General features: G+C 56.8%; 13 protein-coding genes and 1 other RNA gene. 8 read left to right on the top strand and 6 right to left on the bottom strand.

The window, feature by feature from the left end; all coding sequences use genetic code 11:
* Positions 1 to 86: 86 nt before the first annotated feature.
* From ilvA to GQF02_RS08325, 4 genes are all read left to right on the top strand, one after another.
* A complete protein-coding gene (gene ilvA, locus GQF02_RS08340) occupies positions 87 to 1,619 on the top strand; it encodes a threonine ammonia-lyase, biosynthetic (RefSeq protein WP_160796316.1) in 1,533 nt (510 codons plus the stop codon).
* Positions 1,620 to 1,694: 75 nt separating this feature from the next.
* Complete coding sequence (locus GQF02_RS08335; RefSeq protein WP_124736113.1) at positions 1,695 to 2,345, top strand: HAD family hydrolase; 651 nt, start codon at positions 1,695 to 1,697, stop codon at positions 2,343 to 2,345.
* 57 nt (positions 2,346 to 2,402) lie between these two features.
* Positions 2,403 to 2,767: a transfer-messenger RNA gene (gene ssrA, locus GQF02_RS08330) on the top strand.
* A gap of 164 nt (positions 2,768 to 2,931) precedes the next feature.
* Complete coding sequence (locus GQF02_RS08325; protein WP_160796314.1) at positions 2,932 to 4,176, top strand: tyrosine-type recombinase/integrase; 1,245 nt, start codon at positions 2,932 to 2,934, stop codon at positions 4,174 to 4,176.
* Positions 4,177 to 4,343: 167 nt separating this feature from the next.
* On the opposite strand, the gene GQF02_RS08320 is transcribed toward GQF02_RS08325, so the two are convergent.
* Entirely contained in the window at positions 4,344 to 5,615 is a 1,272-nt protein-coding gene (locus GQF02_RS08320; RefSeq protein WP_160796311.1) for a Rid family detoxifying hydrolase, read from the bottom strand.
* A gap of 120 nt (positions 5,616 to 5,735) precedes the next feature.
* Between GQF02_RS08320 and GQF02_RS15825 the strand changes: the two genes are divergently transcribed.
* A complete protein-coding gene (locus GQF02_RS15825; RefSeq protein ID WP_220789388.1) occupies positions 5,736 to 6,065 on the top strand; it encodes a hypothetical protein in 330 nt (109 codons plus the stop codon).
* Positions 6,066 to 6,847: 782 nt separating this feature from the next.
* On the opposite strand, the gene GQF02_RS08310 is transcribed toward GQF02_RS15825, so the two are convergent.
* From GQF02_RS08310 to purL, 3 genes are all read right to left on the bottom strand, one after another.
* The gene (locus GQF02_RS08310; protein ID WP_160796309.1) at positions 6,848 to 7,042 is read right to left on the bottom strand and encodes a hypothetical protein; all 195 of its coding nucleotides are present in this window, start codon (positions 7,040 to 7,042) and stop codon (positions 6,848 to 6,850) included.
* A 196-nt stretch (positions 7,043 to 7,238) separates the two neighbouring features.
* Complete coding sequence (locus GQF02_RS08305; RefSeq protein WP_328698605.1) at positions 7,239 to 9,506, bottom strand: EAL domain-containing protein; 2,268 nt, start codon at positions 9,504 to 9,506, stop codon at positions 7,239 to 7,241.
* A gap of 219 nt (positions 9,507 to 9,725) precedes the next feature.
* Positions 9,726 to 13,682, bottom strand: a complete 3,957-nt coding sequence (purL, locus tag GQF02_RS08300) for a phosphoribosylformylglycinamidine synthase (protein WP_160796305.1) — start codon at positions 13,680 to 13,682, stop codon at positions 9,726 to 9,728.
* Between the two features lie 145 nt (positions 13,683 to 13,827).
* Here purL and GQF02_RS08295 point away from each other — a divergent pair, with 145 nt between their 5' ends.
* Complete coding sequence (locus GQF02_RS08295; RefSeq protein WP_124735889.1) at positions 13,828 to 14,166, top strand: P-II family nitrogen regulator; 339 nt, start codon at positions 13,828 to 13,830, stop codon at positions 14,164 to 14,166.
* Positions 14,167 to 14,233: 67 nt separating this feature from the next.
* Here the strand turns inward: GQF02_RS08295 and GQF02_RS08290 are convergent, their stop codons facing one another.
* On the bottom strand, positions 14,234 to 15,226 hold the full coding sequence (locus GQF02_RS08290) for a zinc-dependent alcohol dehydrogenase family protein (RefSeq protein ID WP_160796303.1): 993 nt from the start codon (positions 15,224 to 15,226) through the stop codon (positions 14,234 to 14,236).
* Between the two features lie 83 nt (positions 15,227 to 15,309).
* Positions 15,310 to 16,101 (bottom strand): outer membrane protein assembly factor BamD, encoded by a 792-nt coding sequence (locus GQF02_RS08285; RefSeq protein ID WP_124735887.1) that lies wholly within the window; start codon positions 16,099 to 16,101, stop codon positions 15,310 to 15,312.
* On the opposite strand from GQF02_RS08285, the gene rluD reads away from it, so the two are divergent.
* Both rluD and pgeF read left to right on the top strand, forming a co-directional pair.
* The gene (rluD, locus tag GQF02_RS08280; RefSeq protein ID WP_124735886.1) at positions 16,100 to 17,191 is read left to right on the top strand and encodes a 23S rRNA pseudouridine(1911/1915/1917) synthase RluD; all 1,092 of its coding nucleotides are present in this window, start codon (positions 16,100 to 16,102) and stop codon (positions 17,189 to 17,191) included. The two genes, GQF02_RS08285 and rluD, sit on opposite strands and share 2 nt — an antisense overlap.
* Positions 17,178 to 17,942 (top strand): peptidoglycan editing factor PgeF, encoded by a 765-nt coding sequence (gene pgeF / locus GQF02_RS08275; protein ID WP_160796301.1) that lies wholly within the window; start codon positions 17,178 to 17,180, stop codon positions 17,940 to 17,942. The genes rluD and pgeF overlap by 14 nt, the downstream gene beginning before the upstream one ends.
* Positions 17,943 to 17,963 lie beyond the last annotated feature (21 nt).

Genomic DNA, 17,963 nt, shown 5'->3' with positions numbered 1-17,963 from the left:
AAACAGCCGCGACAAGCCGTTCCCCCCTCCGCCATTTCCTGATAGCCTGAACGGACAAGACATATGCATCAAAGGACGAATAGCGCATGCCCACCCCTCCGACCGACTACCTTGAACGCATCCTGACTTCGCGCGTCTACGACGTGGCGATCGAGTCTCCTCTTGATATCGCTCCCAATCTGTCGCGCCGCACCCGCAACACCATTTTGCTCAAGCGCGAAGACCTGCAGCCGGTGTTTTCCTTCAAGCTGCGCGGCGCTTACAACAAGATGTCCAAGCTCACGCCCGAACAAAGACAACAAGGGGTGATTACCGCCAGTGCCGGCAATCACGCCCAAGGGGTGGCCTTGTCGGCCAGCAAGATAGGATGCGAAGCCACCATTGTGATGCCGGTCACCACGCCGCAGGTCAAGATAGACGGTGTCCTCAGCCGCGGCGGCAAGGTGGTGTTGTTTGGTGAATCCTATAGCGATGCCTACCAGCATGCGATGGAGCTGGTTGCCACCAGCGGCAAGGTATATATCCCTCCCTTCGACGACCCGGATGTAATCGCAGGCCAGGGCACCATCGCCATGGAAATCCTGCGTCAGCACCCCGACCCTATCGATGCGGTTTTCGTCGCCATCGGAGGCGGTGGCCTGGCAGCCGGCGTCGCCAGTTATATCAAGCGCCTGAAGCCGGAAATCAAGGTGATCGGCGTGCAGCCGGTCGACTCGGACGCCATGCGCCAGTCTATCGCGGCCGGGCACCGGGTCGAACTGAAAGATGTCGGACTGTTTGCCGACGGCGTCGCCGTCAAGCTGGTGGGTGAAGAGACCTTCCGCCTGTGTCGCGAACTGCTGGACGAAATCATCCTGGTCGACACCGATGCCATCTGCGCGGCGATCAAGGACATCTTCGAGGACACGCGCGCCATCACCGAGCCGGCCGGCGCGCTGGCTGTGGCCGGCGCCAAAGCCTATGCCGAGCGTGAGCATTGCGAGGGGCGGACCCTTGTCGCCATCAATTGCGGCGCCAATATGAACTTCGACCGTTTACGCCACGTCTCCGAACGCTCGGAACTGGGTGAGCGGCGCGAGGCGATTATCGCCGTCTCCATTCCGGAAACGCCGGGCAGCTTCAAGAAATTCTGCAATATCATCGGCCAGCGCAATATCACCGAATTCAACTACCGCTTTGCCGACCCTAAACTCGCCCATGTATTTGTCGGCATCCAGATCAGCGGCCGCGAGGATGTTGAGCGCATCATCGATGCACTCAAAACCGAAGACCTGGAAGGCATAGACCTGACCGACAATGAAATGGCCAAGCTGCACATCCGCCATCTGGTCGGCGGCCATGCACCGCAGTTGCAGGACGAGCGCGTACTGCGCTTCGAATTCCCCGAGCGCCCGGGCGCACTCAAGCGCTTCCTCGACGCCATGCGCACCGAGTGGAACATCTCGCTATTTCACTACCGCAACCACGGCGCCGACTACGGCCGGGTACTGGTCGGCATTCAGGTGCCCGCCGCCGATAATGAGGCCTTCCAGCACTTTATCGACACGCTGGGCTATCCCTGCAACGAAGAAACCGACAACCCGGCCTATAAGCTGTTCCTGGGCAAGACCCTGCGCTAAAAACCGTACCTTAACTTGTCCCTGCGCCCGATCGCAGGGACAATATCTTTCCCACGACTTGCAGCCACACCCACCATGACCATTCAGGCAGTCTTGTTCGACCTCGACGGCACCCTTGCCGATACCGCCCGCGACCTTGGCGGTGCACTTAACCGCCTGCTGGCGGAAGAAGGCCTGCCCGCCCAGCCCTATGCCGCCATTCGTCCGATCGCCAGCCACGGCGCGCGCGGACTGGTCAGTCTGGGCTTTGGCATCACACAAGAACACCCGCGTTTCGAAGAGTACCGCCTGCGTTTTCTCGAACAGTACGAACACGGCTTTGCCAACGAGACCTGTCTGTTTGACGGCGTCAACGACATGATTGCGGCACTGGCTGCACGCGGCCTGACCTGGGGCATCATCACCAACAAGCCGATGCGCTTCACCGACCGCCTCGTCCCCGCCCTGCCCTTTGTGCTCGCGCCGGCGGTCGTGGTCAGCGGCGACACCGTCGGCGTGGCCAAGCCCGACCCCAAGCCCATGCTGCACGCCGCCAGCCACATCGGCATCCAGCCGGCACACTGCCTGTATGTGGGCGATGCCGAACGCGACATCCAGGCCGGCCGCGTGGTCGGCATGAAAACAGTGCTGGCCAACTGGGGCTATATCGCCGACAGCGACAAGCCCGAGGAATGGGCGGCCGATATTGCCATCGACCACCCGCTGGACCTGCTCAAGCATCTATAAAGCGACACAAGGCTGGCAGACATGCAGCCAACGCGGTATACTCGCGCTACCAAATCTGGGGGCGACCTGGTTTCGACGGGGGTTGCGAAGCGGATGAGGGCATACCGGGATTTCAGTCATCCCGTAAAACACTGAATTTTTTTAGTCGCAAACGACGAAACTTACGCTCTAGCAGCCTAACGGCCGGCTAGACACTACAACGGTTCGCAGATGGGCCGGGGGCGTCAAAACCCTGTAGTGTCACTCTACATCTGCTAGTGCTGTGTCGGGTTACTTGGCTCAGTGCGAAACAATAGGTAACTCGCCAGAACCCAGCCTGTCCGTCGGCGTGGTCGAGGTTAAATCCAAATGACACGACTAAGTATGTAGAACTCACTGTGTAGGATTTCCGGACGCGGGTTCGATTCCCGCCGCCTCCACCAAACTACCGTTTCATGACGTGTCATGAAACACCAAGAACCCCGAGAAATAAGCCTCTCGGGGTTTTTTTATGTCTCACGATGTGCCATAACATATCTAGACATGCCAACGCTGGTGTTGGTATTCCTGTTGGTGCCACGTACCAACAGATCACGGGTAGCAACAAATGCCTCTGACCGACACTGCCTGCAAGAACGCCAAGCCCAACGACAACGGAAAGCCAGCCAAGCTAACCGACGAAAAAGGCATGCACCTGCTCGTTAATGGTATCGGGAAATACTGGCGGCTCTCTTACCGCTTCGATGGCAAACAGAAGACACTGGCACTTGGTATTTATCCAGAAATCAGCCTGAAAGATGCGCGCAACCGCCGGGACGAAGCCCGCCGCCTGCTTGCCGAAGGCATCGACCCCGGCGTAAACCGCAAGGTACAAAAAGCCACCAAGGCACAGCAAGCCGAAAACAGCTTCGAAGTTATCGCCCGCGAATGGTTTTCCAAATACCTGCCAACCTGGACGGCAGGCCACGCAGACAAGACCATGCGCCGTTTCGAGCGCGACATTTTCCCATGGATAGGCAAGCGCCCCATTGCGCAGATCGAAGCACCAGAGCTTTTAGCCGCCTTGCGCCGTATTGAGCATCGCGGCGCCATAGAAACGGCACACCGCGCCCTGCAAACCTGCGGCCAGGTATTCCGCTACGCGATTGCCTCCGGTCGCGCCCAGCGCAACCCAGCCGCAGATCTGGCCGGCGCACTGGCCCCCGTTATCTCCAAGTCATTCCCCACCATCACCAGCCCTGCCCTGATCGCCGAGTTACTGCACGCCCTCGACGGCTATCAGGGGTCGTTCGTGACGCAATGCGCACTAAAACTGGCACCGCTGACATTTGTGCGCCCCGGCGAACTGCGCAAAGCGGAATGGCAAGAAATCGACCTCGATGCCGCCCAGTGGGTCATCCCGGCCGAGCGCATGAAAGCAAGGGAAAAGCATATCGTTCCGCTTTCACATCAGGCGGTCACGGTACTGCGGGAATTGCAGGCACTCACCGGCCATGGCCAGTACGTTTTCCCCGGCGCCCGCACCAATGGCCGCCCGATGTCTGAAAACACGGTCAACGCAGCCTTGCGCCGCCTTGGCTACGACAAGGACACCATGACCGGGCACGGCTTCCGGCATATGGCGTCCACGCTGCTGAATGAACAAGGCTGGAACCGCGATGCCATCGAGCGCCAGATGGCGCATGCAGAACGCAACAGCATTCGCGCCACCTACAACTATGCCGAGTACCTGCCCGAGCGCCGCCGCATGATGCAGGCGTGGGCAGATTACCTAGGAAGTGTCAGGATCGCTTCTCACCCGAGAGTTGGCGAGCGCACTCGAATATACGACCCGCTGACACAACGCACCTAGGAGTGCGCCTCGGGCGGCGCGGGACAGGTCAGTTCAATAAAAGCGGCCCATAAAAAAGAGGAAGCCTATAGATTCCGGCTTCCTCATTTATGGGTGGAGATGCGACTTGCGCGCCCCCAACATCAACACGAAATCATGATAGTTTCCGTGTTTGCCAACAAAAGCTGTTATGCCTTAGGTGGCGTACCTTCTGCATTCGATACTACAACATCAATCTGGATAAGGGCATCATGAGGCAACATCGACACACCCACCGTCCTGCGTGCAGGCACACCACCAGGGAAGAACGTGGTGTAAACCTCGTCTACAGCCCCCATATCTTCGATGTTTTTCAGGAAGATGTTAACCTTAACCACGTCACCCAGCACATGCCCAATACTCTCGACAATAGCCTTGATGTTTTTCAGGCACTGATCAGCCTGCTCCTTAACACCGCCCGCCACCATTTTGCCCGTCTTAGGATTCAAAGGCAATTGCGCCGAAATATGGTTGTAGTGTGAAAAGGCTACAGTTTGAGTAGACAGTGCATTTTTCGGTGCATTGTCGGTATTGTTAGCCCAGATAATGAGACCATGTCTATCCTCAACCGCTTGCGGAGGTGTGCCATCACCGTGCGATACAACCACTTCGACTTGCACCAAAGCATCCAGAGGCAAAGCAGCTGCGGCAATAACAGTACGTGCAGGAACATAGGCTACTGTTCTAGCGATAGCCGAATCAGGGAAGAATGTCGTATAAACTTCGTTTACGGCATCAATATCCGATAAGTTTTTGAGGAAGATATTTACCTTAACAATATCGTCAAAAGGTACGTCGATTCCCTCAAGAATCGCCTTCACATTCTTCAGGCACTGACCTGCTTGCTCTTTCACTCCACCCGCCACCAATTTTCCAGTCTTAGCGTCGATAGGCAATTGAGCCGAAATGTTATTGTAGTGAGAGAATGCAACCGTTTGCGTAGACAGTGCGCTAACCGGTGCATTTTCCGTATTCCGGGCAGTCTTAATAAGATCGCCAGCCTGCGGTGCACCAGGAATAGTACCCACACCATTCGAGACAAGTGCTTCAACTTGCACCAGAGCATCCATAGGCAAAGCGGATACTGCAACAGTTGTCAGCGTTGGCATATAGCCGGAGAAGAAAGATGCGTAAACTTCGTTCACGGCATCAAGATCAGAAATGTTCTTTAGGAAGATTGTAATCCTAACAACATCGTCCATGGCGTGGTCGATACTTTCCACAACTGCCTTGATATTATTGAAGCACTGCCCAGCCTGCTCTTTAACATCACCAGCGACCAATTTACCAGTTTTTGGATCGACCGGTAACTGGGCGGAAAGATTATTATAATGAGAAAAAGCTACAGTCTGCGAATACAGCCCAATAGCTTTAGGTGCATTTTCTGTATTTCTTGCTAATACCGCGTTATAGCTACTCATAATAGTACCAAACCTTTTTGCTGTATTTAAGAGTGTTGCGTGGCAAGCATATAATCCACTTCTATATCGGCAGCTGCCACGACCTAATCCGGAATACTAAATGTATAGCAGCCTACATAAATGCAGACGCCTGAACACCCGGAATATATTACTTTAAAAAATCCAAGCTTTATTCAAACCATTAAGCAAGTGAAATTAAATATAAACCCGAGCAATGTGCAAGTCAACACTCGGAAGCAGGCGGAAATTATTTTCTTGGCGGAATATGACATAAATATAATAGTAATATGTAATATATCAATCAATGTCGATAATATATTTTCCTCAGCGGAAATAATGAAAATAAATACCATATGGTTAAAAACTTCTACCCTATATATTTATTTATCATCACCTAAATCAAATAACGCCACAATAGATCTAGCCTCTCCCAACTCCCGCGAACTTTAAGATACGTGCCACCATGAGCGGCATTCACAGCCGATTTGAGGTACTCAAAACAGGCGTTTTTCATCAGGTACAACGCTAGGCAATTCAATAGTTACCCTGCTCTGTAGCTTAAAGCGCGGCATGGCCTTTTCGATCAAACTGTGTCGATGATCATCAGCATGCTTTTCTCACACCACTAACTCAAAATCTTGCACAGTCGCTAATGTGACTTTGCACACCGTCCCTGATTCGGCAACGCCTTTTCACTGCTTACTACTCCAAAGCAGCGACCACCACAGCACCACCTTGTGCACGGGTGTGCCGATAAACATGGCGACTACCGCATATGCCATATATTTTAAATATTACCTATTGTTAGTCGTGGACTGTCTGCGACAGCAACGCTTCTGCCTGCGCGGATCACTTGGCTGGTAGCGGTGTCTATGCATTTAGTAAGCACCCGTGCCACACCAGAAAGCTACGCGCCGAATTGCGGCCGCATTGCTTGTCATGCGAAAGCAGCACTATGGCATGAACTATGCCGATCCGGGTGTTGACTACTATGAGGAGCGCTACCGCGAACAAGTGCTCAAACAGTTGCCCCATCGCACAGCATCACTGGACTATGCGCTACATAGGAGGGAATATCTTAGGAGGCAGTCGCCGGCATGAAGCCGGCAATCTGGAGACGCGACTGCTAACCCACGACGCGCAGCGTCAACAACGCGATACGCTTGGGCAAATTCCAGCGCTCCAGCACCTGACCGAGGATAAAGCCGCCAAGGAAAAGAAAGATGGTTGGGTTAGCGTAAGGCGCCGATGATGCCCAAGCCTAATCGCGGGAACATCAGAATAGGCAACAAGGTGGTCTCCATCAACAGCGCTAGGCCGACACAGCGCCAAACCCCGATCGGCATGCCGTCCGGCAGAGAAGTAATCAAGGTTGCAGCGAGCAGGAACAAGCCCAGCACAAAACCCGCCCATGCGGTCCTGCCCATCTCCTGCGCCACATCCTGCCGGTGTTGCGAGACTTTATTTATACTTTTTCCAAAGTATGGACGATTGTTATTGCAATCTTTTCAGAGAGCGTAAAGTAAAAGCACAAACTATCTCAAGTGAACACATCCGAGGAAATACACTTTTTAATGCGCCAGATGCCAAATATTCGCGTCATGAGCCATGAAACGGCTAAATTCAAGCCGGCATGGCCGCACCGGCATGCCACTCCATCAGCCATAAAGCGAGTGTCTCTTCCGACATGGGAGGCGAAATCTCGTAGCCCTGCCCCTCTTCACAACCCAGTTCAAGCAGGCGCTGCCAGATGGGCTGACTCTCGATACCCTCGGCTACCAGACGGCGTCCGCTATGACTGGCATAAGAAACCATGCTGCGGATAATAGCCTCGTTATCGGGAAACTCTATCATCTGACGTACGAAACGCTGGTCGATCTTGATAGTGTCAAACGGCAATTGCTGAAGATGAACCAGCGATGACGCGCCGGTACCAAAGTCGTCCAGTGCGATACGAATACCCAAGGCACGGCAATGCTCAAGCTTGTGTGCGATTTGCATGGCTTCCTGCTGCGACAGGGTTTCCAGCACCTCGATCTCAAGCAAGCAGGCGACTTGTGGATACTGCGCCAGCAGGCGCTCAACCATGGGCAGAAAATCATCATGCTTGAGGCTCATGGCTGAGAGATTGACACTGACAGGTAACGCCCGAAACTGACGCTGCCAGTTCGCGAGATGGCGCAGGGTCTCTCTTAACACCCAGCTATCGAGCAGGCGCATCAGGTCTGTCGCTTCAATTGCAGGGAAAAACTGGCCCGGCGCGATATAGCGTCCGTCTTTTCGCCAGCGCACCAGAACCTCGACACCAATTACGGCATGTGTATGCAAATTAATCTTGGGCTGGAAAAATAATACCAACTCGTCCCGTGCCAGTGCTTGGGAGAACTCGGTACGCAGACAGTGTAACTGACGGATTTCCTCGTCCATCGCAGCATCGTAATAATGCCAGTGGCTATTGCCTTTATGCCGGGCCCGGATTAGCGCCAGATCGGCACGACGCAGCAAGGTTGCCCCCTGACAGCCCCCGCTTTTATCCATCACCACACCGCCGCTGAGCTTGATCTGGACATGCTCGCTACCCAGATCAATAGGCTGCTCAAGCACATGCACAATGGACGCGATCAGACTGTCCAGCTGCACCTCGGCACCATGGCCATACAACAAAAAGCGCGCCGCACCTACCCGTCCCACGCCGCTCCCGGGGGGCAGCATTGGCGTGATCCGGCTGGCGCAGCTGAGCAATACCCGATCGCCGAAATCATGTCCAAGCCGTGCATTGATTTCGTGAAAACCATCAATTGCCAGTACCGCTACCCAGCGCTCGCCAGAGGGCATGCCATCCAGTAGTGCCAGCAAGTGGGTGCGATTGGATAAACCGGTCAGGCTATCGTAATGGGATAAATAGGCCAGCTCCTGCTCTGCAGGCGTCAGCGTTGCTTGCCCGACTGCGGCGAGCAACAAGCGTGCGGCCTCGCGCCCTATCGCAGCGAGTATGCCGTGTACAGACGGCTGCAGACTGCCCGCTTCTTCCGTAGCCAAAACCAGCAAGGCAAGCGGCTTGCCGGAGCCGATGAGCGGCACCGTGATCAGTGCCGGATAGCAGGTGCTACAGGCGCAGGGCTGATGACTGCCAGCCAGCGTCTCCAGAATGATATGTGACAACGCCGCATCGACTGGCGCACTGCGCTTACCCGCCAGCAACTGCCCGTTGGGTAAGCCGTACAGGCTGGCGGCAGGAAAGCCATGCTGCCCACAAAGTTCGATCAGATATTGCGGCAAGGTGCTCGCCGCTAATGAAGAGGCTTCCCGATTGCTTAGCTCGGAGAGCAGGCGGGAAAATTGCTCGACCTGAAATAAATCCGCTGACTGAACACGCAAAGGCGACGGCAACTCCAGCGCACCAGACAATTGCAACACCATGTCGGCGCCCACCCGTTTGCGCACGCACTGCAGCAACAGTGCCTGCTGTGAAGCATCCAGCGACAGGCAAGCGATGGCGGCAGAAAAAGCCTGGATATGCAGCTCCCCCAGCCCTGCCAGATAAGACGGATCCATGCCGATACGGGCATGCATCTCTCCTAGCTGCCGTGCACGCAGGGCTTGAGCCTCGTCCAGCGGCAAACACAAAAGATCATGGTGATGTTTTTGCTGTTGATCGGTCAGCAGGCACAAGCGGGATCCCAGATGCGGCAGCAATGCCTGAGCGGCCTGATGGGATTCAAGCAACTGCCCGAAATAGCGCTGACCAAAACCCTGGGTCAGCCCTGTCAAGGCACCCGCATACTTTGCCAGTAACGCTTGTTGCACATGGTCATAGCCGACCAGCCGGCATATTTCCTCTAGCCCTTCAACCTGCCCGAAACGGGCAGGTAACACCGCATCGCGAATCACTCGGTCCAATTGTCATACCCCCGGCAATAACCGCCTCAAGCGGTCCTACGCTAGCCCGCTGCAATACATGGTTGCAGCGGATAATAGATAACATGTTATGTGTTTACACAGTTTACTGTAAAGATGCCCAATGCAATTTTGATCAAATAGTGGCAGGCGCAAAAAAAACGGGTGCCATAGGGCACCCGTTTCAACTTGTTACCACACGCTACACTTGCTTTACGCCACCCAACGCCGCGCAGAGGCAAACATGCGGAACCAGCCGCCGTTCTCGCCCCAGGACTCCGGATGCCAGCTGTTCTGCACGGTGCGGAATACGCGCTCAGGGTGCGGCATCATGATGGTGAAGCGGCCATCGGCTGTTGTCACACCGGTGATGCCGCCTGGCGAACCGTTCGGGTTCATCGGATAGGTCTCAGTCGGACGGCCTGCAAAATCGATGTAGCGCAAAGCAATTGCGGCATCATTTTCCTTGCCGGGCGCAAACACCGCACGGCCTTCGCCGTGGCTGACCACGACCGGCAACTGGCTGCCCACCATATCGCTCAGGAAAATGGATGGCGAAGCCGGTACTTCCACCATGGCAAAGCGCGCCTCAAACTGCTCGGACGCATTACGCTGGAACTTGGGCCAGGCTTCAGCACCCGGAATGATAGCCGACAAATTGGACATCATCTGGCAACCGTTGCACACGCCCAGAGCAAAGCTGTCATGGCGCGCAAAGAAAGCACTGAACTCGTCACGCGCCCGCGCGTTAAAGAGGATGCTCTTGGCCCAACCTTCCCCTGCTCCCAACACATCGCCATAACTGAAACCACCACAAGCGGCCAGGCCCTTGAAGTCGGCCAGAGAAACACGTCCGGCAATAATGTCGCTCATATGCACGTCGACCGCTTCGAAGCCGGCACGGTCAAACGCCGCTGCCATCTCGATCTGGCCGTTGACACCCTGCTCGCGCAATACCGCCATGCGCGGACGCTTGCCGGTGGCAATAAATGGCGCTGCCGGATTGTCGTGCGGATTGAACGATAGCTCGGCAAACAGGCCACGCGCCTTGTTATCGGACAAAAGCAGATGTTCGCTGTCGGCGCAGGCCGGATTGTCGCGCAGACGCTGCATACGGTAGCTGGTCTCGCTCCAGGCACGCTGCAAATCGGTACGGCTTTCGTTCAGCAGCTCTTCGCCACGATGCTTGATGATCAGGCGATCCTTGCTGTTAATCTTGCCCAGCACGAACAGCTCGCGCCCGATACCCGCCTTCATAAAGCGCGAGATCACTTCGGAGGTGTGACCCTTCTTGACCTGCAGCACCGCACCCAGTTCTTCATTGAACAGGACACGCATAATGCGGCCATGGGTTGCGGCTTCCGGTGTCGGCTGTACGAAATCGGCAATATAGCGCTGGGTATTGCGCCGCTCGATTACCAGCTCCTGCAAATCGATGGACAAACCGGTACGACTGGCAAACATCATTTCGGACAAGGTGGCAAACAGGCCGCCATCGGAGCGGTCATGATAGGCCAACAGCATGTCGTCGCGCAGCAGCGACTGGATAGTATTGAAGAAGCTGGCCAGCTGCATCGGACTTTCCACGTCCGGAGCCCGCCCTTCCATCGCCTTCCATACCTGAGCATAAGCCGAACCGCCCAGACGGCAGCGGCCATAGCCCAGATCGATCAGGATGATGTCGGTATCCTTATCGGCCTTGATCTCCGGCGTCACCGTCTTTCTGACATCCTCGACCGGCGAGAAGGCAGAGACCACCAGCGACAGCGGCGCCGTCACCGATTTTTTGCCCTCTGCATCCGACCATACCGTCTTCATCGACAGCGAATCCTTGCCAACCGGAATGCTGACGCCGACTTGCTGGCACATATTAGAAACAGCTTCGACCGTGCGGTACAGATTGGCGTCTTCTCCCGGATGGCCGGCAGCGGCCATCCAGTTGGCCGACAGTTTGACGTTGCCAATATTGCCGACAAAGCTGGCGGCAATATTGGTCAGCGCTTCCCCAACCGCCAGACGCCCTGAGGCCGGCGCGTTAAAGAGTGCGGTAGGCGTACGCTCACCCATGGCCATAGCTTCACCACGGATACTGTTGAAACCCATGGTCGTGACGGCCACGTCGGCTACCGGCACCTGCCAGCGGCCTACCATCTGGTCACGCGCCGTCATGCCGCCCACGGTGCGGTCACCAATCGTGATCAAAAAGCTCTTGTCGGCCACGCTTGGCAGACGCAAGATGCGATAGGCGGTTTCCTTAAGCGGGAAACGCGAAGCATCAAACACCTGCTCCGGCTGCACAACGCTGGACACATCGCGCGTCATGCGCGGCGGCTTGCCCAAGAGCACATTAAGCGGCATATCAACCGGCTTATTGCCGAACACATCGTCGCGCACCTGCAGATGTCCGTCATCAGTTGCCACACCCAGCACGGCAAACGGGCAACGCTCGCGCTCGCAAATAGCGGTAAACACATCCAGCGCATCCGGCATGATGGCCAGCACATAGCGCTCTTGCGATTCGTTCGACCAGATCTGCATCGGGCTCATGCCCGACTCTTCCAGATGCACTTTGCGCAGCTCGAAAATAGCACCGCGACCGGCATCATTCACCAGCTCGGGGAAGGCATTGGACAGGCCACCCGCTCCGACATCATGTATCGACTCGATAGGGTTGGCCGTACCGCGCTGCCAGCAGCGATCAATCACCTCCTGGCAACGGCGCTCGATTTCGGGGTTGCCGCGCTGTACCGAATCGAAATCCAGGTTTTCGCTATTGGCACCGGTATCCATCGACGAAGCAGCACCACCACCCAGACCGATCAACAGGCTAGGACCACCTAACTGGATCAGCAAGGCGCCTTCCGGAATGATGTTTTTATGGATCTGCTGGTTCTGGATATTGCCGGCGCCACCGGCGATCATGATCGGCTTGTGGTAGCCGCGCATCTCGCCTTGCACTTCTTCTTCAAAAGTACGGAAGTAGCCGGCCAGATTCGGGCGGCCGAATTCGTTATTGAAGGCAGCACCACCAATCGGCCCTTCCAGCATGATGTCCAGCGCGGACGCAATACGCCCGGGCTTGCCGTATTCGGCCTGCGTTTCGCTGTACGCTTCCCACGGCTGCTTGAAGCCGGGAATATTCAGGTTGGACACGGAGAAACCGGTCAGTCCGGCTTTCGGGCGCGAGCCGCGACCGGTTGCACCTTCGTCGCGAATTTCGCCACCGTTACCGGTTGCCGCACCGGCAAATGGCGAAATGGCCGTCGGGTGGTTATGCGTTTCCACCTTCATCAGAATGGCGGTCGGCTCTTGGGTAAAGCCATATTGATGCGAATCGGCCGCAGGATAAAAGCGCTCGATAAAGCCGCCTTCGATCACCGAGGAGTTATCGCTATAGGCAACCAGCGTACCTTCAGGATGCGCATCATGCGTGTCGCGTATCATGCGGAACAGCGATTTGGCCTTTTGCTCGCCATCGACGATAAAGTCGGCATTGAAGATCTTGTGACGGCAATGTTCGGAGTTGGCCTGTGCGAACATCATCAATTCGACGTCAGTAGGATTACGCCCCATACGCGTGAAGTTGTCGACCAGATAGTCGACTTCATCATCGGACAAGGCCAGACCCAGTTCGCCATTGGCCAGCAGCAAGGCATCGCGCCCACCGGCCAGGATATCGACCGAGCTCATCGGCTGTGGATCGAAATGGGTAAACAGGCGCTCAGCCTCATCCAGGCTAAAGAGCACCGTTTCCGTCATGCGGTCGTGCAGCAGCGCCAGCAAGGTATGGCGTGCCGCTTCGTCCAGCGCAGCCGCGCCATCAATATAAAAAGCAACGCCACGCTCGATACGGCGGATTTTTTCAAGCCCGCAATGGCTGGCAATATCGCTAGCCTTGGAGGCCCATGGCGACAGCGTTCCCAGACGCGGCGTCACCAGAAACAGTTCACCGGCGGCTGGCGCAGAGAGCAGCGGCGCACCATAAGTCAGCAGCTGTGCCAGCACAGCCTGCTCTTGTTCAGTTAGCGCTTCGCTGCTGTCAGCAAAGTGCCAGAATTCGGCGGATATCGCCAACTTGGGCAAACCGGCATCAAGGGCTGCATCAAGTAATTTTTCCAGACGGAAAGAAGACAGGGCAGCACCACCCCGCAGCTTGAGAATATAGGACATTCGACACCCGCAACAAATACCAGGGAAGCGGTGAATAATACAGGATAATAGGGTTTTTTATAAGCAATACCGGTCAACGATGTAATAATATCGGGGTTGTCACAATGACTATATTTGTCGAACGCATAACCGGCACGGAGATCATATGAAGAAAATCGAAGCCATTATCAAGCCGTTCAAGCTGGATGAAGTACGTGAAGCCTTGTCCGAAATCGGCATCAACGGCCTGACTGTGACCGAGGTCAAAGGCTTCGGCCGGCAAAAAGGCCATACCGAACTGTACCGCGGCGCAGAATATGTGGTCGACTTCCTGCCCAAGGTCAAGATCGAGCTGGTTCTGGCCGATGATCTGGTCGAACGCGCCATCGAATCTATCGTTGCCGTTGCCCGCACTGGCAAAATCGGCGATGGCAAGATTTTCGTCACTGCCGTCGAGCAGGTCGTGCGTATACGCACCGGCGAAACCAATGAAGAAGCCATCTAAAGCGGCTTGGCCATGAAAAAAGGCGGCAGGGTCTGATTCCGCCGCCTTAATTACCACTCGTGTGGGCTCAGTCCGCCACACGCAACACTACTTTGCCGTGCGCACCGCCAGACTCGACCAGTGCATGCGCCGCCCCCACCGCCTGCAAGGTAAACACCCGTGCATCCAAGAGCACGCGCAGCTTGCCGGCTTCAGCCAGCTGCGCCAGCTGACGCAAACGCTGGCCTATGCGTTCGAAACCGCGCCCGTACACCAAGGACGACAGGGAAAACACCACCGACAAGTCCAGCCCCTTGCTGTGCATGGGCGACAAATCATGGGTCGAGCGCGCCGCGATGGCAATAACCCGCCCCCCGACTGCAGCCGCCTGCAAGGATGCATCCAGCGACACGCCGCCGACACTGTCGAATACCACATCAAAACCGCGCCCGCCGGTCAGGCGCGCTACATAATCGGCCACCGCCTCATCACGGTAATACACCACCTCGTCCGCACCCAGCTGCCTGGCAAGCTTGCCTTTATCTTTGCCCGACACGGTCGCCACCACGCGGCAACCCGCCGCATGCGCCAGCTGCACGGCAATATGCCCCACCCCGCCAGCCCCGCCCTGTACCAGCACCGATTGCCCGGGCACCAAAGCAGCGCGCTCGATCAAACCCTCCCATGCAGTCATGCCGACAACAGGCAAAGCCGCGGCACTGGCAAAATCCAGCGCCGCTGGCTTATGCGCCAGCAGGCGTACATCAGCCAGCGCAAACTCGGCCAAAGCGCCCGAATGGGTTTTCAGGCCGCCGATAAAGCCGAACACGGCATCGCCCACGGCAAAATCCGTCACCCCGAACCCCAGCGCATCGACCACGCCGGCCACATCGCCTTGCAATATGGCGGGAAAAGCAGGTGCCAATGGCACAGCACCCGAGCGTATCTTGCAATCAATGGGATTGACCCCGGTAGCCATCACCTTGATGCGCACCTGCCCGGCCTGCGGCTCGGGCAAGGGCAGCTCGGCCAGCTCGAACTCGGAGGACGCACCGCACTGGCGGATAATCATGGCTTTCATGTATTGACCTTTCCCGGCTAAGACAAGAGCCGCAATGCGGCTCTTGTTTCATGTCTTGATGTCAGCAGTCAGGCAAGCAAGGCTTACCAGAACTTCCACCACGAGGTTTCCTTGACCTGCCATGGCTTGGCCAGATAGGCGCTTTGCGGATAATTCAGTACCAGCACACGGCGGGCATCATCAGACAACTGCTTCATCTGCAGCTGATCATAAGCCACCACCATGATGGCCAGCGCTTCTTCACGATAAGCTGTGTTACTGTACTCGCGCACTACATCCTGTGCGCGGTTGGCCGCAGCCAGCCAGGCGCCACGCTTCATATAGTAACGGGCCACATGCATCTGGTGTCCGCCCAGCGCGTCAACCAGGCGCTGCATTTTTTCGGCAGCATCCTTGCTGTACGGACTGTCAGGAAAGCGGGTGGTCAGGTCGCGAAAAGCGTTAAAAGCCTCGCTGGCCGCCTTGGGGTCGCGCTCGCTCATGTCCTGCCCCGTCCACTTGGCCAGCGACGTGCTATCGTCGTTGTAGTAGACCAGACCCTTGAGGTAGTACATGTAATCGAGGTTGGGATGCGCCGGATACAGACGCACAAAACGGTTGGCAGCGGCAATGGCCAACTCGGGTTCTGCATCCTTGTAATGGGTGTAGGCCTGGTCCATCAGCGCCTGCTGCGCATAACGGCCATAGGGGTAACGTGCTTGTAAAGTTTCATAGAGCTTGATCGCGCGCGTATAATTGCCGCTATTAAGCTCGTCTTTCGCCTCGCCATAGATCTTTTCGACCGTCCAGCCACGCGTTTCATCGTTAGGCTCGCTAGTTGAAGCGCAACCGGCGAGGCCCGCAACCACCAACATCGCAGCAAGATATCTTTTCATGACCAATCCTTATTTCGATGCCGACGATTATAACGACATCTCGGAAGAAAACGAGATGTCGGCGCCCCGCATCATGCATATTCCGCTTTCACTGGCAGGCGAAAGGCTGGACAGCGCCATCGCCAAGCTGATGCCGGAACACTCGCGCAGCCGCCTGACCCAATGGATCAAGGACGGCCATGTCACCCTCAACGGCGCCGTCGTTGCTGGCAAAACCAAAGTAATGGGCGATGAAGTCCTGTCGGTCGAACCGGTAGAAACGGCGGAAAACCGCGCCTACCTGCCGGAAGACCTGCCGCTGGACATCATTTATCAGGATGAACACATTCTGGTCGTCAACAAGCCCGCCGGCATGGTGGTGCACCCGGCTTCGGGCAACTGGTCCGGCACCTTGCTCAATGCCCTCTTGTTCCACTTCCCGGATATTGCCCAAGTGCCGCGCGCCGGTATTGTGCACCGTCTGGACAAGGACACCAGCGGCCTGATGGTGGTAGCCAAGACGCTGGCGGCACAAACCAATCTGGTGCGCCAGATGCAGGCGCGTACCGTCAAGCGTCTTTATCGCGCCGTGGCCGATGGCGTGGTGCCGTTCGATGGCACCATCAATAGCAATATCGGCCGCGACCCGCACAACCGCCTGAAAATGGCCTGTGTGAAGTTCGGCGGCAAGCAGGCTATCACCCATGTGCGGGTGCTGGAACGCTTTGCCGACCATAGTTATATCGAGTGCCGCCTGGAAACCGGCCGCACCCACCAGATCCGCGTGCATATGCGCGAAGCCAGGCACCCGCTGGCCGGTGACCCGGTGTATGGCGATCCGCGCCACAAAATGGGCGAGGATGTCGCGCGCGCCGTCAAAGGGCTGGCGCGTCAGGCGCTGCACGCCTTCCGCCTCAGCCTGCAACATCCGGCTACCGGCGAAACCAAGACCTGGACCGCACGCATCCCCGATGATATGCGCGCCCTGCTGGCCATTATGCGCGGCGAAGCGCAGGAACTGATGCTGGCCAATCTGGACGAAGACGATCTGGACGATGACTGGGATGAGAGCGACGACGAGGGTGTCGAGGTGATGTATGTTCGCGACTGACTGGCTTAGCGCGAACTGGCCGGCACCGGCCCATGTCCGCACCCTGGTCACCACCCGCTCCGGCGGTGTCAGCGTCGCGCCTTACACCAGTTTTAACCTGGCCGCCCATGTCGGAGATACGCCTGAACATGTGGCGGAAAACCGCGAGATTCTGCGCCGTTTCCTGCCATGCGAGCCGGCCTGGCTCAATCAGGTGCACGGCACGGTCGTGGTGGATGTCGCTTCTTTGGGTGAAAACCCGCCGGAAGCCGACGCCAGTGTTGCTTACCAGTGCGGCAAGGCCAGCGTGGTGATGACCGCCGACTGCCTGCCGGTGCTGTTCTGTGACCGCGCCGGCAGCGTGGTGGCCTCGGCCCATGCCGGCTGGCGGGGGCTGGCGGACGGCGTACTCGAAGCGACGGTCGCGGCCATGAAAGTGGCGCCGGATGAAATTCTGGCCTGGATGGGGCCGGCGATCGGGCCGGACGCATTTGAAGTCGGTGCGGAAGTACGCAGCGTATTTCTCGCCCATGCCGGCGAAGCCGATGCGGCCTTCAAGGACATCGGCGACGGCAAGTTTCTGGCCGATATTTACCTGCTGGCCCGCCAGCGCCTGGCTGAATGCGGCGTTACTGCCGTTTATGGCGGGGATTTTTGCACCGTTATCGACCGCGACCGTTTTTATTCCTACCGGCGCGACGGCGTCAGCGGGCGCATGGCCAGCCTGATCTGGCTGGAATGTCCGGAAGCCGCGTCAGCGCAGACATCCTGAGCCTACACGGCCGGCCGTCAT

It is taken from the genome of Craterilacuibacter sinensis (assembly GCF_009831765.1).
In the GTDB taxonomy this organism is placed as follows: Bacteria; Pseudomonadota; Gammaproteobacteria; order Burkholderiales; family Chromobacteriaceae; genus Craterilacuibacter; species Craterilacuibacter sinensis.
This window is presented reverse-complemented; position numbering and strand designations above follow the sequence as displayed.